The 26,149-nt window shown below is 75.3% G+C and carries 23 protein-coding genes and 1 riboswitch; of the genes, 9 read left to right on the top strand and 14 right to left on the bottom strand.

Features of this window, described 5'->3' with window-relative positions; genetic code table 11:
- The first annotated feature begins 16 nt into the window (after positions 1 to 16).
- Positions 17 to 1,288, top strand: a complete 1,272-nt coding sequence (locus GOBS_RS03935) for an ArgE/DapE family deacylase (RefSeq protein ID WP_012946997.1) — start codon at positions 17 to 19, stop codon at positions 1,286 to 1,288.
- Complete coding sequence (locus GOBS_RS03930; RefSeq protein ID WP_012946996.1) at positions 1,285 to 1,914, top strand: HD domain-containing protein; 630 nt, start codon at positions 1,285 to 1,287, stop codon at positions 1,912 to 1,914. Before GOBS_RS03935 ends, GOBS_RS03930 begins: the two co-directional genes overlap by 4 nt.
- Here GOBS_RS03930 and GOBS_RS03925 read toward each other — a convergent pair.
- Positions 1,883 to 2,161 carry a DUF4031 domain-containing protein gene (locus GOBS_RS03925; RefSeq protein WP_012946995.1) on the bottom strand — a complete coding sequence of 93 codons (279 nt, stop codon included), beginning with the start codon at positions 2,159 to 2,161 and terminating at the stop codon, positions 1,883 to 1,885. The two genes, GOBS_RS03930 and GOBS_RS03925, sit on opposite strands and share 32 nt — an antisense overlap.
- A 197-nt stretch (positions 2,162 to 2,358) precedes the next feature.
- On the opposite strand from GOBS_RS03925, the gene GOBS_RS03920 reads away from it, so the two are divergent.
- Both GOBS_RS03920 and GOBS_RS25165 read left to right on the top strand, forming a co-directional pair.
- Positions 2,359 to 3,357 (top strand): Gfo/Idh/MocA family protein, encoded by a 999-nt coding sequence (locus GOBS_RS03920; RefSeq protein ID WP_041241327.1) that lies wholly within the window; start codon positions 2,359 to 2,361, stop codon positions 3,355 to 3,357.
- 102 nt (positions 3,358 to 3,459) lie between these two features.
- Positions 3,460 to 4,212 carry a hypothetical protein gene (locus GOBS_RS25165; RefSeq protein WP_012946993.1) on the top strand — a complete coding sequence of 251 codons (753 nt, stop codon included), beginning with the start codon at positions 3,460 to 3,462 and terminating at the stop codon, positions 4,210 to 4,212.
- A gap of 4 nt (positions 4,213 to 4,216) precedes the next feature.
- Here the strand turns inward: GOBS_RS25165 and GOBS_RS03910 are convergent, their stop codons facing one another.
- Positions 4,217 to 5,056 (bottom strand): DUF72 domain-containing protein, encoded by an 840-nt coding sequence (locus GOBS_RS03910; RefSeq protein WP_012946992.1) that lies wholly within the window; start codon positions 5,054 to 5,056, stop codon positions 4,217 to 4,219.
- 312 nt (positions 5,057 to 5,368) lie between these two features.
- Here GOBS_RS03910 and GOBS_RS03905 point away from each other — a divergent pair, with 312 nt between their 5' ends.
- Together GOBS_RS03905 and GOBS_RS03900 are read left to right on the top strand one after the other, a co-directional pair.
- Positions 5,369 to 7,381, top strand: coding sequence for a fibronectin type III domain-containing protein (locus GOBS_RS03905; protein WP_041241326.1), 2,013 nt, complete (start codon positions 5,369 to 5,371; stop codon positions 7,379 to 7,381).
- Positions 7,382 to 7,514: 133 nt separating this feature from the next.
- Complete coding sequence (locus GOBS_RS03900; protein ID WP_012946990.1) at positions 7,515 to 8,924, top strand: glucose-6-phosphate dehydrogenase; 1,410 nt, start codon at positions 7,515 to 7,517, stop codon at positions 8,922 to 8,924.
- Positions 8,925 to 9,141: 217 nt separating this feature from the next.
- Here GOBS_RS03900 and groL read toward each other — a convergent pair whose 3' ends face one another.
- From groL to thrC, 4 genes are all read right to left on the bottom strand, one after another.
- Entirely contained in the window at positions 9,142 to 10,770 is a 1,629-nt protein-coding gene (gene groL, locus GOBS_RS03895; RefSeq protein ID WP_012946989.1) for a chaperonin GroEL, read from the bottom strand.
- 250 nt (positions 10,771 to 11,020) lie between these two features.
- Positions 11,021 to 11,917 (bottom strand): SDR family NAD(P)-dependent oxidoreductase, encoded by an 897-nt coding sequence (locus tag GOBS_RS03890; protein WP_012946988.1) that lies wholly within the window; start codon positions 11,915 to 11,917, stop codon positions 11,021 to 11,023.
- 227 nt (positions 11,918 to 12,144) lie between these two features.
- Positions 12,145 to 12,345 carry a cold-shock protein gene (locus GOBS_RS03885; RefSeq protein ID WP_012946987.1) on the bottom strand — a complete coding sequence of 67 codons (201 nt, stop codon included), beginning with the start codon at positions 12,343 to 12,345 and terminating at the stop codon, positions 12,145 to 12,147.
- 211 nt (positions 12,346 to 12,556) lie between these two features.
- The gene (thrC, locus tag GOBS_RS03880) at positions 12,557 to 13,876 is read right to left on the bottom strand and encodes a threonine synthase (RefSeq protein ID WP_012946986.1); all 1,320 of its coding nucleotides are present in this window, start codon (positions 13,874 to 13,876) and stop codon (positions 12,557 to 12,559) included.
- 12 nt (positions 13,877 to 13,888) lie between these two features.
- A riboswitch (SAM riboswitch) is annotated at positions 13,889 to 14,018 on the bottom strand.
- Positions 14,019 to 14,078: 60 nt separating this feature from the next.
- On the opposite strand from thrC, the gene GOBS_RS03875 reads away from it, so the two are divergent.
- Positions 14,079 to 14,900, top strand: a complete 822-nt coding sequence (locus GOBS_RS03875; protein WP_012946985.1) for an HAD family hydrolase — start codon at positions 14,079 to 14,081, stop codon at positions 14,898 to 14,900.
- Between the two features lie 132 nt (positions 14,901 to 15,032).
- On the opposite strand, the gene GOBS_RS03870 is transcribed toward GOBS_RS03875, so the two are convergent.
- The 6 genes from GOBS_RS03870 to GOBS_RS03845 form a co-directional block, all read right to left on the bottom strand.
- Positions 15,033 to 15,899 carry an ABC transporter permease gene (locus GOBS_RS03870; RefSeq protein ID WP_012946984.1) on the bottom strand — a complete coding sequence of 289 codons (867 nt, stop codon included), beginning with the start codon at positions 15,897 to 15,899 and terminating at the stop codon, positions 15,033 to 15,035.
- The gene (locus tag GOBS_RS03865; RefSeq protein ID WP_041241842.1) at positions 15,899 to 18,808 is read right to left on the bottom strand and encodes an alpha/beta fold hydrolase; all 2,910 of its coding nucleotides are present in this window, start codon (positions 18,806 to 18,808) and stop codon (positions 15,899 to 15,901) included. The genes GOBS_RS03870 and GOBS_RS03865 overlap by 1 nt, the downstream gene beginning before the upstream one ends.
- A 74-nt stretch (positions 18,809 to 18,882) precedes the next feature.
- Positions 18,883 to 20,133, bottom strand: a complete 1,251-nt coding sequence (locus GOBS_RS03860; protein ID WP_012946982.1) for a LytR C-terminal domain-containing protein — start codon at positions 20,131 to 20,133, stop codon at positions 18,883 to 18,885.
- Between the two features lie 587 nt (positions 20,134 to 20,720).
- Positions 20,721 to 21,086: a DUF3263 domain-containing protein gene (locus GOBS_RS03855; RefSeq protein ID WP_012946981.1), complete on the bottom strand. Its 366-nt coding sequence runs from the start codon at positions 21,084 to 21,086 to the stop codon at positions 20,721 to 20,723.
- A 225-nt stretch (positions 21,087 to 21,311) separates the two neighbouring features.
- The gene (rarD, locus tag GOBS_RS03850; protein ID WP_012946980.1) at positions 21,312 to 22,229 is read right to left on the bottom strand and encodes an EamA family transporter RarD; all 918 of its coding nucleotides are present in this window, start codon (positions 22,227 to 22,229) and stop codon (positions 21,312 to 21,314) included.
- Between the two features lie 56 nt (positions 22,230 to 22,285).
- Positions 22,286 to 22,717, bottom strand: a complete 432-nt coding sequence (locus tag GOBS_RS03845) for a CBS domain-containing protein (protein ID WP_012946979.1) — start codon at positions 22,715 to 22,717, stop codon at positions 22,286 to 22,288.
- A 92-nt stretch (positions 22,718 to 22,809) separates the two neighbouring features.
- Between GOBS_RS03845 and GOBS_RS03840 the strand changes: the two genes are divergently transcribed.
- Positions 22,810 to 23,220, top strand: coding sequence for a DUF5313 family protein (locus tag GOBS_RS03840; protein WP_041241324.1), 411 nt, complete (start codon positions 22,810 to 22,812; stop codon positions 23,218 to 23,220).
- A gap of 109 nt (positions 23,221 to 23,329) precedes the next feature.
- Here the strand turns inward: GOBS_RS03840 and GOBS_RS03835 are convergent, their stop codons facing one another.
- Together GOBS_RS03835 and GOBS_RS03825 are read right to left on the bottom strand one after the other, a co-directional pair.
- Positions 23,330 to 23,539, bottom strand: a complete 210-nt coding sequence (locus tag GOBS_RS03835; RefSeq protein ID WP_012946977.1) for a dodecin — start codon at positions 23,537 to 23,539, stop codon at positions 23,330 to 23,332.
- Positions 23,540 to 23,955: 416 nt separating this feature from the next.
- Positions 23,956 to 24,666 carry a response regulator transcription factor gene (locus GOBS_RS03825; protein ID WP_012946976.1) on the bottom strand — a complete coding sequence of 237 codons (711 nt, stop codon included), beginning with the start codon at positions 24,664 to 24,666 and terminating at the stop codon, positions 23,956 to 23,958.
- A 137-nt stretch (positions 24,667 to 24,803) separates the two neighbouring features.
- On the opposite strand from GOBS_RS03825, the gene GOBS_RS03820 reads away from it, so the two are divergent.
- A complete protein-coding gene (locus GOBS_RS03820) occupies positions 24,804 to 26,141 on the top strand; it encodes a sensor histidine kinase (RefSeq protein ID WP_012946975.1) in 1,338 nt (445 codons plus the stop codon).
- The last annotated feature ends 8 nt before the right edge of the window (positions 26,142 to 26,149 follow it).

Here is a 26,149-nt window from a genome sequence, read left to right as displayed (position 1 = left end):
GTGCCAGACTCCGCCCGTGGCCGACCTGACCGCCGTCGAGGCGCGCGTGCTGTCCGCCGTCGACGAGGCCTCGGCGGTCTCCCGGCTGCGCGACCTGGTGGCCGTCCCGTCGGTCAGCGGCACGGCCGCGGAGTGCGACGTCCAGCACCTGGTCGGCGACTGGCTGGAGGAGCTGGACTGCGCCGTCGACCGCTGGCCGATCGATCTCGCCGCCGCGGCCACGGCCCCCGACGCGCCCGGCCAGGAGGTCGAGCGGACCGAGGCGTGGGGCGTGGTCGGCACCGCCCCGGCCGCGGAGGACGGCCTGCCGGCGCTCGTCCTCTCCGGCCACACCGACGTCGTCCCGCCCGGGGACCGCGCCCTGTGGCCGGCCGACCCGTTCGACCCGCGGGTCGAGGGCGGCGCCGTCCACGGTCGCGGGGCCTGCGACATGAAGGCCGGTGTCGTGGCCGCTCTCGCCGCGCTGGCCGCCGTCCGGGCGGCGGAGGTGCGGCTGGCCCGGCCGGTCGCGGTGCACGCCGTCGTCGGCGAGGAGGACGGCGGCCTCGGCGCCTGGGCGACGCTGCGGCGCGGACACCGCGGCGAGGTGTGTGTCATCCCCGAGCCGACCGCCGGCGCGGTCGTCACCGCCAACGCCGGCGCCCTGACCTTCCGGCTGGAGGTCACCGGGCACGCCGCGCACGCCGCCCACCGCGACCGCGGGGTCAGCGCGGTCGTGCTGTTCGAGCGGGTGCACGCCGGGCTGCGCGACTTCGAGGCCGAGCGGCAGCAGGACGCCGACCCGCGCTTCGGCGGCGCGCCCCACCCGTACGGCATCAACATCGGGCGGGTGCAGGCCGGGGACTGGGCCAGCTCGGTGCCCGACCGGCTGGTCGCCGACGGCCGCTACGGCGTCCGCCTGGGTGAGGACGTCGCCACGGCGCGGGCCGCCCTCGAGGCCCGGCTGGCCGACGTCTGCGCCGCCGACCCGTGGCTGGCCGAGCACCCGGTGCGCCTGACCTGGACCGGCGGCGCCTTCGCCAGCGGGTCGCTGCCGCACGGGCACCCGCTGCTACCGGCCGTCCAGCGCGCGGTGGCCGACACCGGCGCCGGGGTGCCGCCCGAGCGGGCCATCCCCGCCGGCAGCGACCTGCGGCTCTACGCGGCAGCCGGGGTGCCGACCCTGCACTACGGCCCCGGCGACCTGCACCTGGCGCACGGACCGCTGGAGCGGGTGCCGGTCGACGAGCTGGTCACCGCGGCGCGGGCTCTCGCGCTGCTGACCCTGCGCGCCTGCGGGGTGGCATGACGCTCGTCGGCTTCGAGGCGTGGGCGGAGCTGGCCGGCGACTCCCCCACCTCCCGCACCGAGTGGGCCGCCGTCGTCGCCGCGTGGGGTGAGCCGCACCGTCGCTACCACGACCTCGGGCACCTGGCCGCCGTCCTCGGACTGGTGGGGGAGCTGGCCGGCGCCGCGACCGACCCCGACGCGGTGCGGCTGGCCGCCTGGTACCACGACGTCGTCTACGACCCCCGCCGCACCGACAACGAGGAGGTCAGTGCCGAGCGGGCGCGCGCCGGCCTACGCGGGCTGGTGCCGCCGGAGCGGGTGGCGGAGGTGGCCCGGCTGGTGCTGCTCACCGCCGGGCACGACCCGGCGCCGGACGACGCGAACGGTGCGGTGCTGTGCGACGCCGACCTGGCGGTGCTCGCCGGCCCGCCGGAGGCCTACGCCGGTTACGCCTCGGCGGTGCGCGACGAGTACGGGCACCTGTCCGACGCCGAGTTCACCGCGGGGCGGACCGCCGTCCTCGAGCACCTGCTGGCGCTGCCGGCGCTGTACCGGCTGCCGGCCGTCGCTGCCGAGTGGACGCCGCGGGCGCGGGCCAACCTCGCCGCCGAGCTCAGCCTGCTACGGCGCCGCGCCTCTTCTTGAGCCGCAGCCCCGCCCCCACCAGCCGGGCCAGCAGCTCCCGCCCGCCGACCGGCTCGGCGCCGGCGGCCACCGCGACCTCGTAGAGCTCGTCGGGGACGTCGTAGTGGTCGCCCTGGAACGCCCGCCGCGGGATGCCGAGCTCCGTGGTGACGAAGGCGTGCAGCTCGTCGTAGGAGACGTCGCTGACCAGGTGCGACCAGCGCCGTCCGCGCCAGGGCCACACCGGGGGGTCGATCAGCACCGCCACGGCGACAGTCTGCCGGTTCCAGGGCGTGCCCGTGGGCCGCGTCCTGGAGGGAGCGCAGGTGCGAGGTCGGCCTCCCCCGGCTGCACTCCGGCAGAGTCGTGCTCTGCCCGCGATGGTGGGCAGAGCCCGAGCGTCCCGGAGGACGTGTCCGCCGCCTGCGGGCCGGAGGTCGGTCGGGGGTGCCCTACCGTCGTGCCGTGAGCGAGGAGATCCGCTGGGGCGTCATCGGGCCGGGCCGCATCGCGGAGAACGTGATGGCCGACTTCGCGCACGTGCCCGGCGCCCGGCCGGTCGCGGTCGCCTCCCGCTCGGCCGACCGCGCGGCGGCGTTCGCGCGGCGGCACGGGCTCGAGCGGGCTCACGGCTCCTACGCCGAGATCCTGGCCGACCCGGACGTCGACGTCCTGTACGTGGCCACGCCACACCCCCAGCACCACGCGGTCGCCCTCGCCGGGATCGACGCGGGCAAGGCGCTGCTGGTCGAGAAGGCCTTCACGGCCACGACCGAGGGCGCACGCGAGGTGGTCGAGCGGGCCCGAGACCGCGGCGTCTTCGTCATGGAGGCGATGTGGACGCGGTTCCAGCCGGCCGTCGTCCGGCTGCGGGAACTGGTGGCCGACGGCGCGATCGGCGAGGTCCGCTCGGTGCAGGCCGACCTCGGCGTCGCCCGCGACTACGACCCCGCCGACCGGTTGTTCGCCCACGAGCTCGGCGGCGGGGCGCTGCTCGACGTCGGCGTCTACGTCGTCTCGTTCGCGCAGATGGTGCTCGGCGCCCCGGACACGGTCACCGCGACCGGCTCGCTCTTCCCCACCGGCGTCGACGCCGAGGCCGCGCTGCTGCTGGGGTACGCCGACGGCCGGTCGGCCACCCTCACCAGCTCACTGCGGTACCCGACACCCGGTCAGGCGCGGGTGTTCGGTACCGCCGGCTGGATCGACGTGCTCCCCCGCTTCCACCACCCGCGGACCATCGTGCTGCACCGCGCCGGCGCTGACCCCGAGGAGATCACGCTGCCGCCGTTGGGCACCGGCTACAGCCACGAACTCGCCGAGGTGACCGAGTGCCTGCGGGCCGGGCGGACCGAGAGCGCGGTGATGCCGCTGGCCGACACCCTCGCCGTGCAGTCGGTGCTCGGGCGCGCGGCCGACCAGCTCGGCGTGCGGTTCCGGGAGGACCCGCACGTCCTGGACTGACGCCACCCGGTCGGGTGGTCCACCTCAAGCCGCGGCAGGACGTGCCGATGGTCACAGCGACCGCCCGTCCGGCCGGTCGCCCCGACCCGACCGGAGCCGCGCGTGTTCGTCCTCGAAGGCCTCACCGCCCTCGCCGCCAAGGTGGCGGCCGCCTCCACCGTCACCCAGGCCGTGGCCGGCCTCGGCATCGCCGTCGCCGGCGTGACCGGTGCCGGCGCCGCCGGTGTCCTCCCCACGCCGGTGCAGGACGTCGTCGCCGGCGCCGTCGAGGTGGTCTCCCCGTTCGACCTGCCCGACTCGGCCGACGACGCCGCTCCCACGGGGACCGACGACTCCGGTGCCGACTCCGCCGACGACGTCCCCGGCACCGACTCGCCCGAGGACGCCGCCGAGATCGACGACTCCGGCGCCGACTCCCCCGACGACCTCACGGGGACCGACGACTCCGGCGCCGACTCCCCCGACGACGCCACGGGGACCGACGACTCCGGCACCCCGGAGCGACAGGCCCGCGAGGCCGCGCGCGACGCCGAGGAGCAGGCCCGTGAGACCCAGCGGGCTGCCGACGAGCAGGCCCGCGAGGCGGAGAAGCAGGCACGGGAGGCCGAGCGGGAGACCCGCAAGGCGGCCGAGGAGGCCGAGAAGGAGGCCCGCAAGGCAGCCGATCAGGCCGAGAAGGAGGCCCGCAAGGCAGCCGATCAGGCCGAGCGTCAAGCCCGCGAGGCGGCCGAGGAGGCCGCGGAGGCCGAGCGCGAGGCGCGCGAGGAGGCCGAGGAGCAGGCCCGCGAGGCCGCCGAGCGCGAGGCCGAGCGCAGCCGCTCTGACGACGGGGGTCACGGCTCCGACGACGACTGACGCCTCACCCCTCCGGCAGGCCGGGGTCCGCTCCCGCGAGCGGCACCCCGGCCTGCGGCGTCTCCGGGGGCGCCCAGGCCCGGCCGGCGGCCTGGTCGGGGGTCGGCACGCGGGTCGGCGTCCGGCCGGTGCGGCGGACCGCCTCGGCGAAGAGCACCGCATCGGTGACGGCCGCCCCGCCGGGGTCGTTGTTGAGGTAGACGAGGACGTCCGAGTCCCCGTAGGTCTCCGACAGCCGCTCGGCCCACACCTGCAGGGTCTCCGGGCGGTAGGCCCAGCCCTCCGCGCCGGTGTGCAGCCGGAGGTAGCCCCAGCCGGCGGTGCGCCACAGCGGCGCGACCGGCTGCTCGGCCCGGTCGGCCCAGCACAGCGCCGCGTCGTGGCGCTCGAGCAGCGCCCGGACCTCGTCGGTCCACCAGGAGTCGTGCCGCGGCTCGACGGCGACGCGGGTGCCGGCCGGGAACTGCGCCAGGCAGTCGCGGAGCAGGCCGGCGTCGGCCTTGAGCGTGGGCGGCAGCTGCAGCAGGACGGCGTCGAGCCGGTCGCCGAGGCCGGCCACCCGCTCCACCAGCCGGGCGACCGGCTCCTCGGGGTCGCGCAGCCGCTTGACGTGGGTGAGGAACCGGCTGGCCTTGACCGCCCAGCGGAAGTCCGGCGGGGTGCGGGCCCGCCAGGCCTCGAAGGTCGTCCGCTCCGGCAGCCGGTAGAAGGCGTTGTTGCTCTCGACCGTGGCGAAGTGCGCCGCGTGGTGCTCCAGCCACAGCCGCTGGGGCAGCCGCTGCGGGTAGAAGCGGCCGCGCCAGTCGCGGTACTGCCAGCCCGACGTCCCGATGACCACCGCCACGGCAGCCGCCTACCCCCTCCGGCCGCCGATGACGCGGACCCGCCGCGCCCCCGGATTGGGGGGATCCGCTCCCCCTCCGCTCGGCTGCCGGGCGCGCCGGCGCGCGACGACCGTGACCCCCACGAGACCGGCCCACGGCGGGTGTGGCCCGGCGCGACTGCGGAGTAGGCGATGACGAGGACACGACCGACCCAGCACGGCGGTCGCGGGGGTGGGCACGCAGCTGTGGGTGCCCCCGCGTCGCGAGCGTCCCGATCCCCCAAGCGACTGATCGCCGGCGGTCTGGCGGCCCTGACGGCCACCGGGAGCCTCGTGACCTTCGCGACCATGGCCCAGGCCGGCACCCCGCCGGCGGGACCCGGCAACATCGAGATCTTCAACAAGCGGAGCATGGTGGCCCTGGAGGGCTACACCGCCCAGGCCGGGCAGGAGGCCACCGTCGAGGTGCTCCGCGGGGGCGCGACGATCGGCATCGGCGTGGGGACGCTGGACGCCACCGGCTTCCTCGAGTTCAACCACCCCGGCGGCGAGTGCTGGATCGGGGTCACGCCCACCATCAAGCCGGGTGACGAGGTCAGGGTCTCGTTCAGCGGGGAGGCGTTCACGGACTCCGCGATCACGGCCTCCCCCACGGTCACCGAGGTCGTCGGCAGCGGCTTCACCGCGACCGGGAACCTCCCGACCGACCCGGAGAACCGGGTGCGCGGGACCGGGACGGTCACGATCACGGGCACCTACGACCCCGCGGACCCGTGGTTCGACCCGGCCCGGTTCAACATCGAGACGGTCAACCCGGAGAACGACGACGACAAGACCCCGCCCGGCGAGGACCCGGGCCTGTCCGACAACCGGGCCATGGGCATCAGCCTGGTCCCGGACGCCGAGCACCCCAACGGCGAGCCCGGACTGTGGGAGGCCACCGCCACGGCCGACCCCGCCACCCGCACCATCGTGGGCACCTACACCCTCTTCACCAAGGCCGACTACGACCGCGTGCTCGAGGGTGACCATGTCTTCGCGGCGTGGATGGCGGGCGAGGAGCCGGCGCTCGGCCTGACCCAGAACGAGTTCGAGGAGATCCCCGGCCCGGGGATGGGCGGCTGCCCGCCGAGCCCGGACGGCCAGGTGCCGACGGCGCCGACGACGGCCCAGCTGTCGTCCGCCACGGGCTCGACCTCGGTGGAGGTCGCCTGGGAGACGCCGGCTCAGCCCGCCGACGGCTCGCCGGTCACCGGCTACCGGGTCGCGGCGATCGGTGGTGCCCACGCCGAGCAGGAGACCGCTGAGCGCACCGGCGGTACCAGCGTCTCCCTCGACGGTCTCGAGGCCGGTGCCACCTACGAGATCACGATCGAGGCCTACAACGGCCGGTGGTCGGCTGCGCAGTCGCTCGGGACGGTGGTCGTCGGCTCCGGCACCGGCGGCACCACCACGCCTCCCGGCGGCGGGACCGACCCGGGCCCGGACCCGGCCACGGCCCCCGGAGCCCCGGCGGGCCTGGCCGCCACCAGTGCGTCGCTGGACAGCGCCGACGTGAGCTGGACCGCCACCGCCGGTGCGACCGGCTACACGGTGACCGCGACCTCGGCCGACACGGCCGCCGCCGTCCCCGCTCCGGTGACGATCGCCGCTCCGGCGACCACGGCCACGCTCACCGGCCTGACCTCGGGCGCGACCTACACCGTCTCGGTGGCCGCCTCGAACGCCAACGGCGAGGGCCCGGCCTCCACGGCCACGGTCTCGACGCTGAGGGCGGTGGCCCCCGCGGCGTTCAACCTGACCCGGGTCGTCCCCGGTCACGAGAGCATCGCAGCGGAGTGGACGGCGGCGGCGCCCGGCAACCCGGCCAGCCCGGTGTCCGGCTACGACCTGGTCGCCACCCCGGCCGACGGGCAGGCCCCCGTCACCGTCGCGGCGACCGGCACGACCGGCACGGTGAGCGGGCTCAGGAACAAGGTGGAGTACACGCTCACCGTGGTCGCCAAGAGCGGTACCACGACCACGAGGGGCACGGTGCCCGCGACCGTCGACAACACGGTCACGCCGACCGACGTCGTCACGGTCACCCGGGCGCAGTTCCGGGCCGACCGGCGCGAGTACAAGATCTCCGGTACCGCGCAGGACTCGACGGCGAACCGGGTGCACATCCGGCTCGGTGACGTCGCCGGGTCGGGGACGACCATCCAGCTCAACGTCCCGGTCGCGGCCGACGGCACCTGGACGGTCGATCTCCGGAACGGTCCGACCCTGCCGACCAGCAACCGGATCAACGTCACCTCGGACTCGGGTGCCCGCACGGTCGCCCTGATGACGCGGACGCGCTGAACCGGCGTCAGGGCCGGGGCACGTCCCCGGCCCTGACGGCGACCGGACGGACCGAGGGCCCGTTCCCGCGCACGCGGGGGCGGGCCCTCGGCCTGCACGCGTGAGCCCGCTGTGGCGCGGGCACAGGACGCGCGTGACCGACCTCCCCCCGACCGTCTTCGTCCTCTTCGGCGCCACGGGCGACCTGGCCCGCCGGATGGTGCTGCCGGCCTTCTTCGAGCTCGCCCAGCGGGGGCTGCTGCCGGAGGACTGGCGGCTGGTCGGCAACGGCCGCGGCGACGTCTCCCACGAGGACTTCGCCGGGCGGGTCCGCGACGCGCTCACCGAGTTCGGGCCGCACCCCGACCAGGGCCTGTGGGAGGGGTTCGCCGCCCGGCTGCGCTTCGCCGGTGGCGGCTTCGAGGAGTCCGACCCCGGCAGCCTGCTCGACGTCCTCGGCGAGGTCCGCGAGGAGCTCGGCGGGGACCCACAGCTGGTCCACTACCTCGCCGTCCCCCCGTCGGCCTTCGACAAGCTGACCCGCGCGCTGCCGCAGCACGGGCTGACCGAGGGCGCCCGGGTGGTCTACGAGAAGCCCTACGGCACCTCGCCGGAGAGCTTCCGCGAGCTCGACGAGCTCGTGCTGTCGGTGCTCGACGAGGAGCAGGTCTTCCGCATCGACCACTTCCTGGGCAAGGAGGGCACCCAGGACCTGCACGTGCTCCGCTTCGCCAACGCGCTGTTCGAGCACGTGTGGCACCGCGACCACGTGGCGCAGGTGCAGATCGACGTCCCGGAGGACCTGGACGTCGCCGACCGCGCGGAGTTCTACGACGCCACCGGCGCTGCCCTCGACATGCTGGTCACCCACCTGTTCCAGGTGGCCGCCGAGGTGGCGATGGAGCCGCCGGCCAGCTTCTCCCCCGCCGACCTGCAGGCCGCCCGCGAGGGGGTGCTCGCCGCCTTCCGTCCCCTCGACCCGGACGAGGTGGTGCTCGGCCAGTTCGACGGCTACACCGACATCGAGGGCGTGGCCGACGACTCGCAGACCGACACCTACGTCGCCGCGCGGCTGTGGGTCGACAGCGACCGCTGGCGCGGCGTCCCGTTCGTGCTGCGGACCGGCAAGCGGATGGCCGCGAGCGAGGAGCGGGTGAGCCTGCTGCTGCGCCGTCCGGACGGTCCGGTGACCGACATCCCGGGGCACGGCAACGTGCTGTCGCTGTCGCTGTCGGGGTCCGGCGCGGTGGACCTGCAGGTCGTCGCCAAGGAACCCGGCCCCGACCTCGACCTCGCCACGGCGACGGCGACGCTGCAGCTCTCCGACGTCCCCGGCGGGACGCCACTGCCGCCCTACGTCTCCCTGCTGCACGACGTGCTCGTGGGCGACCGGTCGCTGTTCACCAGCAGCGAGGGGCTGGCGCACGCCTGGCAGGCGTTCGCCCCGCTGCAGCAGCGGCCACCGCAGGTGCACCGCTACGCACCCGGCTCCTGGGGCCCGGTGGAGGCCGAGGCGCTGGCCGAGCCATGCGGCTGGCTGCTGGGCGACGGACGCCGGGACTGAGGAGGACCACCCGTCCCCCTCACCGGCGAGATCGGCGATCCCGCACACCTGCGGGGCCGGGTCCGTGCGGGATCGGCGATCTCGCCGGGGCGCCCGCCCCGCGAACGCCGACAGGGGCGGCCCGCCGGGAAGCGGACCGCCCCTGCCGGGCAGTGCTGGTGCTACCGAGCCGTACGCCGAACCGTGGTCAGCGCAGCTGCTCGGCGTGTGGCCGGACTCAGAAGTCCATGCCGCCCATGCCGCCGTCGCCGCCCGGCATGGCCGGGGCGTTCTTCTCCGGCTTGTCGGCGATGACGGCCTCGGTGGTGAGGAAGAGCGCCGCGATGGAGGCGGCGTTCTGCAGCGCCGAGCGGGTCACCTTGGCGGGGTCGATGATGCCGGCCGCGACCAGGTCCACGTACTCGCCGGTGGCGGCGTTGAGGCCCCAGCCGGTGTCGGAGTTGCGGACCTTCTCCGCGACGACGCCGCCCTCGAGGCCGGCGTTGATCGCGATCTGCTTCAGCGGCGCCTCGAGCGCGACGCGCACGATGTTGGCACCGGTGGCCTCGTCGCCCTCGAGCTCGAGCTTGTCGAACGCGACGGCGGTGGCCTGCGCCAGGGCGACGCCACCACCGGCGACGATGCCCTCCTCGACGGCGGCCTTCGCGTTGCGCACCGCGTCCTCGATGCGGTGCTTGCGCTCCTTGAGCTCGACCTCGGTCGCGGCACCGGCCTTGATGACGGCGACGCCACCGGCCAGCTTGGCCAGGCGCTCCTGCAGCTTCTCGCGGTCGTAGTCGGAGTCCGACTTCTCGATCTCGGCGCGGATCTGGTTCACCCGGCCGGCGATCTGGTCGCTGTCACCGGCGCCCTCGACGATCGTCGTCTCGTCCTTGGTGACGACGACCTTGCGGGCGCGGCCCAGCAGGGAGACGTCGGCGGTGTCGAGCTTGAGGCCGACCTCCTCGCTGATGACCTGGCCACCGGTGAGGATGGCGATGTCGGCCAGCATGGCCTTGCGGCGGTCGCCGAAGCCGGGGGCCTTGACCGCGACGGACTTGAAGGTCCCGCGGATCTTGTTCACGACCAGGGTCGCCAGGGCCTCGCCCTCGACGTCCTCGGCGATGATGGCCAGCGGCTTGCCCGACTGCATGACCTTCTCCAGCAGCGGGAGCAGGTCCTTGACCGAGCTGATCTTGCTGTTGACGACGAGCACGTACGGGTCGTCGAGGACGGCCTCCATGCGCTCGGCGTCGGTGACGAAGTAGGGCGAGATGTAGCCCTTGTCGAAGCGCATGCCCTCGGTGAGCTCGAGCTCCAGGCCGAAGGTGTTGCTCTCCTCGACGGTGATGACGCCTTCCTTGCCGACCTTGTCCATCGCCTCGGCGATGAGCTCACCGATGGCGGTGTCGGCGGCGGAGATCGACGCGGTGGCGGCGATCTGCTCCTTGGTCTCGACGTCCTTGGCGGTCGAGAGGAGGTACTCGGTGACCGACTCGACGGCCTTCTCGATGCCCTTCTTCAGGGCCATCGGGTTGGCGCCGGCGGCGACGTTGCGCAGACCCTCGCGGACGAGCGCCTGGGCGAGCACGGTGGCGGTGGTGGTGCCGTCACCGGCGACGTCGTCGGTCTTCTTCGCGACCTCCTTGACGAGCTCGGCGCCGATCTTCTCCCACGGGTCCTCGAGCTCGATCTCCTTGGCGATGCTCACACCATCGTTGGTGATGGTGGGCGCGCCCCACTTCTTCTCGAGGACGACGTTGCGGCCCTTGGGACCGAGGGTCACCTTGACGGCGTCGGCGAGGGTGTTCATGCCCCGCTCGAGGCCGCGGCGAGCCTCTTCCTCGAAGGCGATCATCTTGGCCATGTGGTGATGTCCTCCATGCATGGATCGCTGCACGGCCGGGACCGGCGCCCGCGACGGACGACACCGGTGGCGCGGGCACTCCGTCGGCCCGCACACCAGTGCCTCACCGTTCCGACCTGATTGGCACTCGGCACTGTCGAGTGCCAGCCCGAGTCTGGCACTCGCCCCTGCCGAGTGCAAGAACGGGGGGACGGCGGCCGGTGTTCCGGGGCCGGGGACGACCCAGGCGCGAACGGGGAGTGCCTGGGGCTCAGCGGGGCGGGGTCCCGCCGGAGACCTCAGCGGTCGGCACGGGCACCGGTCCCCTGCCTGCCGTGGCGCCCTCGGGACGACGGGCCGCCACGGCGGCCAGGACCCGCAGCACCAGCGACGGGGACAGGCGCATGAGCCGCCACATCACGCGGGCCTGGCGCGGCGCCACGATGACCGGCCGGTTGCGGTCGATCTCGCGGAGGACGTCGGCGGCCAGGGCATCGGCGCTGTACAGCCGTCCACCGCTGAACCGGGTGACCACCTCGCGAGCGTCGATGGCCTCGATGCCGGGCACCCGCGGCAGGTCCGCGGGGATCCCCTTGTCGAGGATCGGGGTGTCGACACCACCGGGACAGACCACGCTCACCCGCACCCCCCGCGCAGCGCCCTCCGCACGGAGGCTCAGGGACAGGCCGACCACCGCCCACTTCGTCGTCGCGTAGGGAGCCGAACCGGGCATCGGGAGCAGACCGGCCAGCGACGCGGTGTTGACGATGTGGCCGTGCCCCTGACGCAGCATCAGGGGGTAGGCGGCCTGGCACCCGTGCACCACGCCCCGAAGGTTGACGTCGAGGGTCCGGGCCCAGTGCGCCAGGGTCAGCTCCTCCGCCGGCCCGCCGATCCCGAGCCCGGCGTTGTTGAACAGCAGGTCCAGCCGGCCGTGCCGCTCCGCGGTCCCGTCGACCAGCGCGGCGACGGCGTCGGCCTCCCGCACGTCGACGGCGGCCGCCGTGGCCGTACCCGGTCCCGCTGCGCGCAGTCGCTCGGCGACCTCGGCCGCCGCGTCCCCGTCGACGTCGGCGAGGACGACCACGTCACCGCGACGCACCAGCGCCGCCCCTAGCGCCCGTCCGATCCCGGACGCGCCCCCGGTGACGATCGCGATCCGCGACACGAGTCCTCCTCGTCCGGCCGGTACCCGACGGGCACACCGGGCAGAGCCTCCCGCCCGCCCGGGCGAGGGGCACGCCCCTCCGGTCCGCGAGCTCGTCGGCACCGGCTCCCGCGGACCGGCCGACGGCGTGCCGAGCCGCCCTGTCACGGGGCGCGACGAGACGTGACCCGCCGGACACGACGGAGGCCCGGCCCCCCACGGGGGACCGGGCCTCCGGCCGACTCAGGTCAGGCGCTGCGCACGGCGTCGGCCTGGGGGCCCTTCTCGCCCTGCACGACCTCGAAGGTGACCCGCTGGCCCTCGTCGAGGCTCTTGTAGCCGTCCATCTGGATGGCCGAGTAGTGGACGAAGACGTCCTGGCCGCCGTCGACGGCGATGAAGCCGAAGCCCTTCTCGGCGTTGAACCACTTCACGGTGCCCTGTGCCACGTGTGCTCCCACGTTTCGTGCGTGCGGACGACCTCCCCACCGACCGGGGAGGCCGGGTCGAGCTCTTCCGCCCGTCGAACACGAACGTGGAACCGAACCGCGGGAGAACGTACAGCACGAAACGCCTGGTGAGACCCGGCTCACGCACACGGCACACCGGATAGGGGGAGGTCGCCGCCCCGGAACCGGGGGCTGCACCCACCCGAGGGGGTCACCCGATGAGACCGGCCGCCCGGACCGACGACAGCGACGGCGACACCCGGTGGGTCGGCCCGACGACCGGCTCCAGCGGGTCGAGGGTCTTCAAGCCCTCCCCGGTGTTCAGGATGACGGTCTCCTCCGCCGGGTCCAGCCGGCCGTCCTCGACCAGCTGGCGCAGCACCGCGGTGGTGACGCCGCCGGCGGTCTCGGCGAAGACACCGGTGGTGCGGGCCAGGTCGCGGATACCCTGCACGATCTGGGCGTCGTCCACCCGGCCGACGGCACCGCCGGTGCGCCGGATCGCGTCGAGGGCGTACGGCCCGTCTGCGGGGTTGCCGATGTTCAGCGACTTGGCGATGCCGGTCGGCTTCACCGGCTTGACGACGTCCCAGCCGTTGTCGAAGGCGGTGGCGATCGGGTCGCAGCCGGCCGACTGGGCGCCGAAGATGCGCCACTCGGTGGCCTCGACGATGCCGGCCGCGACCAGCTCGCGGAACGCCTTGTCCACCTTGGTGAGCAGCGAGCCCGAGGCCATCGGGATGACGACCTGGGCCGGGATCCGCCAGCCGAGCTGCTCGGCGATCTCGTAGCCCATCGTCTTGGAGCCCTCGGCGTAGTAGGGCCGCACGTTCTGGTTGACGAAGGCGGTGTCCTCGAACTCGTCGGTCTCGGCGAGCTCGCTGGTCAGCCGGTTGACGTCGTCGTAGGAGCCGTCGACGGCGACCAGCGTCTGCCCGTAGACCGCGGACTGTACGACCTTGCCGGGCTCGAGGTCCGAGGGGATGAAGACGAAGGAGGGCAGGCCGACGCGGGCGGCGTGCGCGGCCACCGAGTTGGCCAGGTTGCCGGTCGAGGCGGCGGCGATCTTGCTGTAGCCCAGCCGCTTGGCCGCGGTGGCGGCGAGGCTGACCACGCGGTCCTTGAACGAGTGCGTGGGGTTGGCCGAGTCGTCCTTGACCCACAGCCCGCCGGTGAGGCCGAGCTCGGCGGCCAAGCGGTCGGCGCGCACCAGCGGCGTCATGCCCGGGTCGAGGGTGACGCGGTCGGCCGGGTCCTGACCCACCGGGAGCAGCGCAGCGTAGCGCCAGATGTTCTGCGGGCCGGACTCGATCAGCTCGCGGCTGACCGCCCGCATCAGCTCGGGGTCGTAGTCGACCTCCAGCGGGCCGAAGCACTCGGCGCAGGCGTGCTCGGCGATCAGGCCGAAGGTGGCGCCGCAGTTGCGACAGACCAGCCCGCGGGCCGGGGACGGCGCAACGGGGCCGCCCGCGCTGGAGTCGGCCTGCAGAGCCGGGCTGGTCTCGGTGGAGCCGGGAGCGGTCAGGGTCATGCGACGACTACCTCCTCATCTTCCCCGCATCGGGCCGTCGAGCCGCGCGGGACGGAATTGGCACCTTCCGCTGCGCTGACGCGCGGTGCGGCGGTTGCCGGGGCTTCGTCGGGCCGTGTCCCTCTGCCCCTCTGGATGAGTGGAACGCCCAGGACTCTACCCACGTCGCGGGCGTCGCAGCGGGCCGGGCCAGGATGGGCCGGTGAGCACGCGCGTCGTCTACACCGACCTCGACGGCACGATGGTCGGCCCGCGCGGCTCCTTCTGGCACACCGCCGCCCGCGACCTCACCGCCGACCCGGCCACCGCACTGCACGACCTGCACCGCGCCGGCGTCGCGCTGGTCCTGGTCAGCGGGCGCACCTTCGATCAGGTGGTGGAGGCCGCGCGCATCTTCGCTGCCGACGGCGCCATCGCCGAGCTGGGCTCGGTGGTCAGCTGGAACGGCGGCCGCGGCGTGCACCGGCTGACCGGCGCGCTGCCCGAGGAGTACGCCGGCCGGGCGCCGAGGGAGGTGATGGCCGAGCTGGGCCTCGTCGAGGACCTGCTGGCCCGCCACGCCGGCCGGCTGGAGTGGCACGCTCCCTGGCACGCCACCCACCTCACCGACGCGCTGCTGCGCGGCCGGGTCGACCCGCTGGCCGTCGACGCCGAGCTGGTCGAGCGGGGGGCGGGCTGGCTGACGCTCAAGGACAACGGGGCCATCCCGGTGACGTCCCGCATGACGCTGGCGCCCGAGGGGCTGCCGCCGCGGGTCTACCACCTGATGCCGCGCGGCATCTCCAAGGGCGCGGCCATCGCCTGGGACCTCGAGCGCCGCGGCCTGACCCCGGCCGACGCGGTGGCCATCGGCGACAGCGTCAGCGACCTGGAGATGGCGCCGGCGGTCGACCGGCTGTGGATCACCGCGAACGGGGCCACGGTCGACGGGATGGCCGACCTGCTGGCCGCCGTCCCCAACGTGACGGTGACCGACGCGCCCATGGGCGAGGGCTGGGCCCAGGCCGTCCGCGCGTCGCTGTGACACCGCGATCCTCCGGATCGCACCGCGGCCAACTGCCGTCCCCCTGCTGCGCGGAGCCGCTGCGCGCGGACGCGGAGAGGACCCTCCGGGCCCGTCCCCGCGTCCCGCCCTCGCAGGGCGGCTCGCCTCGTACTACGACGTGACGTCGCGGCGGGAGAAGTGCCGGAACCCCAGCGCCGTGAACACCGCCGCGTAGAGCAGCGACTGCACGACGCCGCGGAACAGGTCGCCGGAGTCGACGGGGGTCTGCAGCAGGTCGGTCCAGGCGAACTCCTCCGCGGTCGGGAAGAAGTCGCGGATGGAGCCCAGCTGCTCGACCTGGTCGAGGATCGCGAACACGAACATGGTGAACACCGCCCCGCCGACCGCGGCCAGCGGCGCGTCGGTCACGGTGGACAGCCAGAAGGCCAGCGTGCCCACGACCAGCAGGTGGACGGCGAGGTAGCCCACCATCCCGGCCAGCCGCAGCAGCCCCTCCCCCTGACCCAGGGTGACGCCGACCGGCGTCTGCACGTCGCCGAAGCCGAACGCGATGCCGCCGGCGAGCAGTGCCGTGAGCCCGAGGGCGACGAGCGCGCCCACCGAGAGCACCAGCGCGGCCAGCCACTTCTGCCGGAGCAGCCGCATCCGCGGCACCGGGGTGGCCAGCGTGTAGCGCAGCGCCCCCCACTGGGCCTCGCTGGCCACCGTGTCACCGAAGAACAGCGCGTAGACGACGACCAGGAAGAAGCTGGTCGTCGCGAAGAGCACGAACAGGGTGAAGTTCAGCCCGCTCGAGGTGGCGACGTCGACGAGGTTGATGCGGGCGTTCTCCTCGGCCTCCTCGGTGCCGCCCAGCTGGAGGGCGGCGATGAGGATCAGCGGCAGCGCCACCATGAGCGCCAGGACCCCGAGGGTGCGCCGGCGCTTGAACTGCCTGCGCAGCTCGACCGACAGCCGCAGGGTGCGCTCGGGCCGGTAGCCGGCGACCGCCCCGGTCGGCTGGACGTGAGCAGTCATCAGGAGTCCTCCCCCACCAGTGCCAGGAACGCGTCCTCCAGCCGGCGGCGCGGCGTGAACGCGTCGACCGCGATGCCGGCCGCCACCAGCGCCTGCAGCGCCGGCGCCCGGCCGGTGCCGTCGAGGTCGGCGACCAGTCCCTCGTCGGTGCGCTCCACCGTCACCCCGGGCAACCCGGTGAGGACGGCGGCCGCCCGGTCGCCGTCGGCGTCGTCGGCCAGGCCGACCAGCACCGATCCGCCCGTGCCGACGATCTCCTCGACCGTGCCCTGGGCGATCTTCTGCCCCTTCGCCATGACGACCACGTGGCTGCAGGTCTGCTCGATCTCGCTGAGCAGGTGGCTGGAGACGATCACCGTGCGGCCGGTCGCGGCGTAGGAGCGCAGCACCTCGCGCATGGCGTGGATCTGGGGCGGGTCGAGCCCGTTGGTCGGCTCGTCGAGGACCAGCAGGTCCGGCAGGCCGAGCATCGCCTGGGCGATCGCGACCCGCTGGCGCATGCCCTGGCTGTAGCGGCGCACCGGCCGATCGATCGCGGCACCGAGGCCGGCGACCTCGATCGCCTCGTCCATGTGCGCGTCGTCGGCGGGGCGGCCGGTGGCGGCCCAGTACAGCCGCAGGTTGTCGCGCCCGGACAGGTGCGGCATCAGCCCGGTGCCCTCGACGAAGGAGCCGAGGCGGGACAGCACCGGCGTGCCCGGGCGGATCTCGTGGCCGAAGACGGTGATCCGCCCCTCGGTCGGCCGGATCAGCCCCATGAGCATGCGCAGCGACGTCGTCTTGCCCGCGCCGTTGGGCCCGAGCAGCCCGAGGACCTGGCCGCGGCGCACCTCGAAGGAGAGGTCGCGGACGGCGACGAAACCGTCCTTGTAGGCCTTGGTGACGCCGGTGAAGCGCAGCGGCACGTCCTCGCCGTCGGGCTCGACGACCGAAACCCGGCGGCGGCTCCGGCGTCCCCACAGGACGGCGGCCAGCCAGCCGAGCAGGCCCAGCGCGACCACCACGCCGAGCAGCACCCACCAGCGGGAGGTGCCGCTCGGGTCCTCGGTGCGGCCGTCGACCTGCGGGACGGCGAGCGCGGCGGCGTCCCCGCCGGCGGCCAGCGCGACCGAGTAGACGGCCGCCTCGGACGGCAGCGCGAAGGCCTGGTCGGTCGAGGAGACCACCACGCGCATCGTGTGGCCGGCCTCGAAGCGGTGCACGATGCCCGGCAGCGTCACGCTGACCTGCGTCGGCGCCGTGGGGTCGCCGGACAGGCCGGTCAGCGCCAGCGGCGCGACCAGGCCCGCCGGCAGGGTCGCCGTCCCGTCGGGAGCGACGTCGTAGAGCTTGGCGAACAGGGTCGCCGAGCCGCCGGGCGAGGCGACGGCGAGGTCGATCGTCGAGGCGCCGACGACCTCCACCGCCTCGCCGAGCGGCTCGCTCTGGAAGGCGGCGAACTGGCCGGGGATCTCGAACGCGGTGCCGGACAGCGCCGCGGCCAGCGAGCCGAGCCCGGGGACGACGGTGATCGCGGCCGGCGTGCCCCCCGCGGGCGTGACGACCGGCTGCAGCGGCCCGTCGACGGCGATCGCCGAGCGCTGCGCGGGCTCGGCGCCGGCCAGACCGGGGTACGCCGGTGCGGTCACGGTGCGGTTGCCGCCCTGCACGGTGCCGACCGTCGCGGTCACGCCGGTGGGCGCGGGGAACTCGAAGCCGGTGCCGGGGTCCGGGCCTCGGGCGGGGTCGTCGGCGGAGCGCAGGTGCCAGTCGAACCAGCCGGCCACCTGCTCGCGCAGCTGCTCGGTGGTGCGCTCGGAGGCCTGGGTGTCGTGGCCGCCCTGGTACCAGACGACCTTCACCGGGGTGCCGTCGGCGGCGATGCCGCGGGCGTTGGCGTCGGCCTGGCCGAGACCGAACAGCGAGTCCTGGGTGCCCTGCACCAGCAGGGTGGGTGCCTCGATGCGCTCCAGGACCGGAGCCGGGCTGCTGCGGTCCAGCACGGCGGCGATCTCGGGGGTCAGCGTGCCGGTGGACGCCGCGGACTGGTAGGCCGCGCACACCTCGGGGGTGAAGCGGCCGCAGGTCAGCAGCTGCTCGACCGCCTGCGGGTCCACCGCCGCCGGGTCGATCGCCCCGAGGTCGCCGGGCAGCTCCGCGGGCAGGCTCCCGGCCGCCGCGGCGGCGCCGTCGCCGTCGCCGTCCCCGCCGCCGAGCGCGCCCAGCAGCCCGCCGCTGGGGGCCGACCCGACACCGAAGAACAGCCCCGACCACAGCCGCTTGTAGACCCCGCCGTCCTGCGCCTGCGCGGTGGCCGCGACGGTGCCGGCGGCCGGCTCCCCCAGCTGCGAGGGGAACAGCGCGGCGGTCAGCGAGTTCCAGGTGATCTGCGGGGCGATCGCGTCGACCCGGTCGTCGTAGCCGGCGCCGAGCAGGGCCAGCGCCCCGCCGTAGGAGGCCCCGGCGACGCCGACCCGCGGGTCGCCCTCGGCGTCGAGCAGGACGTCGTCCCGCGCGGCCAGCCGGTCCAGCAGCGCCGAGAGGTCGGCGACCTCGAAGTGCGGGTCGTTGAGCCCGATCCGGCCGGTGCTCTCCCCGAAGCCGCGCGCGGAGTAGGTGAGGACGACGTAGCCGCGCCCGGCGAGGTCGCGGGCGTCGGTGGCGACCGAGTCCTTGCTGCCGCCGAAGCCGTGGGCGAGCACGACCGCCGGCGCGGGCTCCGCGGCGCTCGCCGAGGCCGGCAGGAACAGGGTGGTGTCCAGCTCGGCGGCGTCCGCGCCCGTGCCGACGGGGACCCGCGCCTCCTCGGTGGTGACGTCCTCGGCCGCTGCGGCCGGAGCCGGCGGCAGCAGCCCGGCCACGGCCAGGGTGAACAGCAGGAGCAGGGCAGCGGACGTCGCGCGGGCGCCGGGGCGCGGGCGGGGACGCACGGGCCCGCGGACGGGACGCACGGAGCCGCCAACGCACGGCAGCGCCCCGGTGTTCCGCGGACGTCCGGGCGCGGTCAGGGCCGCCACTCGCCCGTGGTGACCACCACGAGACCCGGGTCCGCGACGTCGGGGACCTCGAAGAAGCGCACCGCCGGGCCGCTGATCTGCGGGAACTGCTGCATCAGCTGGACGGCGGCGTCGTACTGGGCCTGGTCGCCCTCGGTGAAGTAGACGGTGGTCGTGGCGACGTCGGCACCCTGGTACTCGCCGACGCCTCCGGACTCCCAGCCACCGGTGGTCAGCTCGGCGGTGACGTCCCCGGCGAGGCCGGACACGCCGGTCGCGTTGAGCACGGTCACCGGCACGCGCACCGGCGCGGCGGGGGCGGCGTCGACCGGCGGCAGCGGCTGGACGTCCAGGGGCGGCAGGGCCGAGCTGGGGACGGCCGGCGCCGGCGCCGTGGGGGCCGGCTCGGTCGTGCTGCTGCGGGCGGCCTCCTGGGCCTCCGACGAGGTGAAGGAGTAGACGCCGAGCACCACGAGGGCGACCACGGCCACGGCCAGCAGACCCACCGCGACGCGGCGCACCCCGGAGCTGCGCACCTCCTCCTGCCGGGCCGCGCGGACGGCGCGCAGACGCTCGGCCTCGGCGGCCTGGCGCTCCGCGCGGAAGGCGGCGCGGCCGCCCACGACCCCGGTGGAGCTGCCGGTGTCCGGCCCCCCGCGGTCCCGGTCGCCGTCGCTGCGGTCCTCGTCGTCGTAGCGCCCGTCGAGGTGGCGCTCGTCGTCGTAGCGCCCGTCGTCATAGCCGTCCTCGTCGTACCGATCGCCCTCGTACCGGTCGTCGTCGAACTTGTCGTCGTCCCAGGCGGGGGTGCGGTCCGGGATGGCCTCGGTCGCCGGCGCGGCCGCGCGCGAGGACCCGGCGGAGGTGCGGTCGGGGATCGCCTCGGTGGCCGGCGGCGGGGCCGGGTGTTCGTCACGGGTCCGCGAGGGGCTGGTCCAGTCGCGGTAGCCCGCGGCGGCGCCGGCGGCCGGTGCCGCGGCCGGCGGTGGGCTCGAGGACCAGGCCGGCTCGGAGGGGTGACCGGTCGGCGCGGCGGCGACGGGCGGCGCGGCGTCGTCGACCCAGGGCCTGACCCGGTCGGCGGCGCGGCGGCGGGGCGTCCCGGCCGGCCGGGCGGCGGCGGGGGTGGGGGTGGGCCCGTCGACGGGGTCCGGGGTGGGGACCGCCTGGAACGGGGCGACGGTGGTGCGGGGAGCGGCCTGCGGCGCGGGAGCCGGGGGTGCCGCGACGGCGGCGGAGGGTGGCACCGGCAGCCGCATGCGGGTCTCCGGCGCCGGCTCCGCGACGCGGGGACGGTCGGCGGGTGGGGCGGGTCGGGCCGCACCGGCGACCGGAACGGGCACCGGCACCGGCCTGGCGGGGGCCCTGACGCCACCGGGGCTCGGCGAGGGGGCGCCGGACCGGGCGGTGACGGCGGCCGGGGCAGCGGGGCGACCGGCACCCCCAGCGGGGACAACCGAGCGACCGGCACCCGCGGCGGGAGCGCCGGCGCGGGTGGCGCCCGGCGCGGGGCGGGGCGGCCCACCGGCGGGGCTGCCTGGACGGGCGGTGGAGTCGGCGCCCCGCGGTGAGGCGGGGACGGCGGCGCGGGCCGGTGCCGCAGGCGGCACCGGCCGGCCCTGCGGGGCACGCCGGCGACCCGGGTCCTCACCCGCGTCGAGCAGCCCGTCGCGCCGGCGGTCGGCGCGGCTGCGACTGGGCGCCGTGGGGTGGTCGCTCGTCGGGTACTCGACCGGAGGCGCGCTGTGCGGGCCGTCGGTGCGGCGCCGACCGTGCGGGACCGGGGCGCTCACCCGGTCCAGTTCGTCACCGCCTGATGCGGCGTGCCTGCCCACGGTGAGCAAATCTAGATGCCGCGGCCCCCGTTGCCCAGGAACTGAGACGATCGCCGCTGTCCCCGCGCGGCGCGCAGCCGGCGCAGCCGCCGGACCAGCAGCGGGTCTGCCTCCAGCGCCTCCGGCCGGTCGACCAGGGCGTTCAGCATCTGGTAGTAGCGCGTCGGGGCCAGGCCGAAGCGGTCGCGGATGGCCGTCTCCTTGGCACCGGGCCGGCGCCACCACTGCCGTTCGAAGGCGAGCACCTCGTGCTCGCGGCGGGTGAGCCCGGCGGACCGGGCGGGGTCGGGGACGTGTGCGGTGGACGGGTCGGCCGCCGGGGGAAGAGGCACCTCGCCCCCCGGCGGGGAGACCGCGGGAGCTGGTTCGGCAGACACGGGACTACCTCCTTGAGGGACGCCCCCGACGGTAGTCCCGACCACCGACATCCCGGGCCCTCGGCGGCCTTGCAGGCAGGAGGACCCCGTCCTCCTCACCGTGGGAGGACCTCGTCCTCCCCACCCTTCGCAGGCTCAGGGTGGAACCCGGGACGAGGCCTGCGGCGAGCCTCTGGACGGGGCCTGATCCGAGCCTGCGAGGGGCGGGGGCGAGGGGGGTCCTGCTCAGACCGGTGCGGGCGCGGCCTCCGCCGTCCGCCGGCGGGCTCCGGCGCGGGCGTTGCGCAGGCTGTCGACGGTGAAGACGGCCAGCGCCACCCAGACGATCACGAAGCCGGCCAGCCGCGCCGGCGGCATCGGCTCGTCGTAGACGAAGACGCCGATGGCCAGCTGCATCAGCGGCGTGACGTACTGCAGGAGCCCCACGGTGGACAGCGGGATGCGCCGGGTCGCGCCGGCGAACAGCAGCAGCGGGACGGCGGTCGCCACCCCGGAGCTGAGGAGCAGCAGCAGGTGGCCGGTCCCGGCACTGCCCGCCGTCCCCTCCCCCTGCGCGTGGAGGACGGCGAGCACCGCCACGGCGGGGACGACGACCAGCGCGGTCTCCACGAACAGCCCCGGCGCGGCCGCGACGCGCACCAGCTTCTTCATCAGCCCGTAGAGGCCGAAGGTGCCCGCCAGCGTCAGGGCGATCCACGGCGGTCGGCCGTAGTCGACGGCGAGCACGCCCACCGCGACCGCGGCGATGCCCACGGCCACCCACTGCAGTCGGCGCAGCCGCTCGGCGAACACCACGACGCCGAGCAGCACGCTGACCAGCGGGTTGATGAAGTAGCCCAGCGAGGTCTCGACCACGTGCCCGGAGTTGACGCCGTAGACGAAGACCAGCCAGTTGGCGGCGATGAGCACCGCGGCGCCGGCCAGCACCAGCAGCGCGCGGCCGTCGGTGACCGTCGCGCGCACCTGCGGCCAGGCGCGCAGGGCCGTCAGCAGGACGGCGACGAAGAGCAGCGACCAGACGACCCGGTGGGCGACGATCTCCACCCCACCGGCCGGCTCGAGCAAGGGGAAGTACAGCGGGAACAGCCCCCAGAGGCCGTACGCGGCCAGACCGGAGGCGACCCCGGCGCGCCGCTCGTCCACCCCTGCACCGTACGTCCGGCTCCCCGAGGCCCGTCCACCGGTTTCGGGGGCGGCGCTCAGCCCGTCTGGATGTAGTCGACGAGCTGGGCGCGTTCCTCCTCCAGCTCGTCGAGCCGGGCCTTGACCACGTCGCCGATGGAGACGATCCCGAGCAGCGCGCCGCCCTCGACGACCGGCACGTGCCGCACCCGGTGCTGGGTCATCGTGCGGGCCAGCTCCTCGACGCCCGCGCCCGGGACGCAGGTGTGCACCTGCGCGGTCATCACGCTGGAGACCGGGTCGGCGAGCAGGCCGGCGCCACGCTCGTGCAACGCCCGGACGACGTCCCGCTCGGAGACGATCCCGTCGACGCTGCGGCCGTCGGCGGAGACGACGAGGGCGCCGACCCCGTGCTCGGCGAGCAGGGCCAGCGCGGTGCGGACGCTGGCGGCCGCGTCGACGGTGGCGACGCCGGCCCCCTTGCGGCGGAGCAGCTGACTGATGTGCATGCCGGACCTCCTCGCCGTCGGATCGCGCGGAGGCGAGTGTGCTCTCGCCCACAGGCCCCCGGCAACGCCCTTCCCGGCCTACCGTCGTCCATGTGCGAACCCCCACCGCCGCGCGCCGGCCCACCCCGCTGCAGTGGGTGCGCTATGCGCTGGGTGGCCGGCTCCCCTCCGAGCTCTCCCCGTGGGTGCTGGCCGACACGACCGAGCCCGGCTGGGCTCGCCGTCACCTGACCCGGGCCGTGGTGCAGCTGCTGCCGGTGCTGGTGCTCTGCCTGGCCGTCGTCCCGGTGCCGCTGGTCTACCGGCTCTCCGCCGCCGCGGGTGGGCTGCTCATGGGGCTGATCTTCTCAACGGCGTTCATGGTCGAGACCACCGAGCACCGGGTCGCCAAGGCCGGCTACCCGCCGGGCACGGCGGCGCGCATCCGGGCCGACCGCCACGAGCGGGAACAGCTCGAGCGCCGCTCCCCCTACCGGCGGGACGGTGCGGGCAGCTTCGATTGAGGACCCCGCTGCCCCCTCACGCCTCGTGGGCTCGGCGCGGGCCACGGCTCGGCCTCCCTGCAGGGTCCCGCCGCGAGCCTGCGAGCGGTGGGGGCAGGGGGGTCCTTCTTCAGTCCTCGACGCGGAAGCCGATCGCCAGCCGCACCTGGAAGTAGTTGACGTCGCCGTCGACGACCTGACCGCGGATCTCCTTGGTCTCGAACCACTCGATGTGCCGGACGGTCTGCGCGGCCTTGCGGATCGCGGTGCGGATGGCGTCGTCGACGCTCGTCTGACTGCTGCCGACGATCTCACTCAGCCGATACACGTGGTCGGACACGGCGGCCTCCTGGGCTCGGCTCCCCGGCGCCGTCGTCTCGCCGCCGGCCGGGCGCCACGCTAGCGGCGCGCGCCCCGGCCCACCACGCGACGACCCTCGACCGAGTTCTCGCCCGCCGCTGGGTCACCGCCGGCCACCCAGCCCCCAGCGTCGAAGGTGCTCCCTCCCCTGCCCCTCGGACACAGCGGCAGGACGGCGATGACGGATCTGCACCCGTGGTCGGCGCCCCGCGCCCGCGCCGCTGCCTCGACGACGTCCTGGAGACGGTGCACGCCGTCCTCACCGGCGGTCCGGTCCGCGCGGAGCGCCTGGACGACGGCGGCGTCCCGGGCACCGGCAGGGGGACCGTCTCCCGTTCCGCGACCTGGGCACCGGCCCCGGTCGCCGTCGGCGTCCTCGGGCACCCCGCGGCCGAGCTACCGCCCGTCGGGAGCCACCAGCTCCAGCCGGTAGCCGTGTCCGCGCACGGTGACGATCTGCGGGACCCGGCGGCCGGGCGGCGCGACCTCCTGCAGCTTGCGCCGCAGCGCCGCGACGTGGACGTCGAGGGTCTTCGTCGAGCCGAACCAGTTCTCGTCCCACACGTCGGCCATCAGCTGCTCGCGGCTGTGCGCCACCTCGGGCTGGGCGGCCAGCCGCGCCAGCAGGTCGAACTCCTTGGGCCGCAGGTGCACCTCCCCGCCCGCGACCGTGACCCGGTGCCGGGCGACGTCGACCACCAGGTCGCCCACGGCGCGGACGACGGGCCCCGTCGTCCCGCTCCCGCCCCGGCGCAGGTGTGCCCGGATGCGGGCGTGCAGCTCGGCGAGCCGGACCGGCTTGACCAGGTAGTCGTCGGCGCCCGCCTCCAGCCCGACGACGACGTCCATCTCCGCCGACCGCGCCGTCAGCATCACCAGCACGCACCCCGGCTGGGCCGCCCGCAGCTGCCGGCACACCTCCACGCCGTCGAGGTCGGGCAGCCCGAGGTCGAGCAGGACGAGGTCGACCGCACCGGCCGCGGCACGGGCCAGGCCGCCGGCGCCGGTGCGCTCCCAGGCGACCTCGTAGGCGTGGCTGCGCAGGCTCGACACCAGCGCCTCGCCGATGGACGCGTCGTCCTCGACCAGGAGGACCCGACCGACCATGCGGGCATCGTGGCACCGCCTCCTCCGGAGCGGGACCGGTCGCGCCGCGGCAGGAGGCGGTGACAGCGCCGGGGCGACGGTGCACCCTGGCGCTCCCGAGCACCGTGCCCGCCGACCGCGGAACGGAGACCACGCCCGTGCGCACCCGGATCGTCGCCCTCGCCGTCCTGGCCTCCGTGCTCGCCACCTGCCTGTTCGCCCTCCCGCTCGGCTGGGCCGTCCGCGCGCACATGCTGGGGCAGGAGCGCGGTTACCTCGTGCGGGAGGCGAGCGACGTCGCCATCGAGGTCGCCAGCGACGTGGAGGCAGACCTACCGGTCGACCGCGACGCCCTCACCGACGTCGGGGAGGACGACGAGGACCTCACCGCCGCCGTCTTCGACCGGGACGGCGACCTGCTGGCGGGGTCCGCCCCCGATCACGACGTCGCCGTCCTCGGGTACGCCCTGGACGGCGAGGTGAAGTCCCGCATCGACGACGACCTGGTGATGGCGGCCGTGCCGGTCACGCACGGGCAGGACGTGATCGGCGCCGTGCTGGTGACCGAGCAGCGCAGCCACGTGCTCGGCGAGGTCGGCCTCATCTGGGGCGCGATGGCCGGGCTGGCCGCCGCAGCGGTGATCGTGACCTGGCTGGTGGCGCGCGAGCAGGCGCGGCGGCTGGCCCGTCCGCTCGAGGACCTGGAGGAGAGCGCCCGTCGGCTCGGGGACGGCGACTTCAGCGTTCGCACGCGCCGCGGCGGCATCGAGGAGATCGACGCGGTCGGCGCCGCACTCGACACGACGGCCATCCGGCTGGACGACCTGCTCGCCCGTGAGCGGGCGTTCTCCGCGGACGCCTCGCACCAGCTGCGGACCCCGCTGGCGGGCATGCGACTTCGCCTGGAGGCGGCGCTGGAGCGGACGGACGCCGACCCCCGGCAGGCGATCGCCGCGAGCCTGGTCGACGCCGACCGCCTCGAGGCGATCATCGACGAGCTGCTCGGGCTGGCCCGCGCGGGGCAGGCCGCGTCGGCCGGCCCGGTCGACCTGGACAGGCTGCTCGGCGAGCTGGCGCCGGAGTGGGCCGCCCGGCTGGCACTGCACGGCCGCGACCTGGCGGTACGGGTCGACTCCGACGCCCCGAACGCGCGGGCATCGGGTGCGGCGGTCCGGCAAGTGCTGGGCGTGCTGGTCGACAACGCCACCATGCACGGCCGAGGGACGGTCACCGTCACCGTGCGGGAGGCGGCCGGCGCGGTGGCTGTCGACGTCTCCGACGAGGGTCCGGGCGTCCAGGACCCGGAGGGGGTGCTGTTCTCCCGCCAGGCCGACCGCCGGGACGGGCACGGCATCGGCCTGGCCCTGGCCCGTCGGCTGGTCGAGGCCGAGCAGGGCCGGCTGACCCTGACGTGCGCGTCACCGCCCGTCTTCACGATGCTGCTGCCCCTCGCGTCCACCGGGGCACGCGAGGACGACACCGTCCCGGCGCGGTAGCCCGGCGC

It is taken from the genome of Geodermatophilus obscurus DSM 43160 (genome assembly GCF_000025345.1).
Taxonomy (GTDB): domain Bacteria; phylum Actinomycetota; class Actinomycetes; order Mycobacteriales; family Geodermatophilaceae; genus Geodermatophilus; species Geodermatophilus obscurus.
The sequence above is the reverse complement of the archived record's forward strand: the minus strand, read 5'-3'. Positions and strand labels throughout refer to the sequence as shown.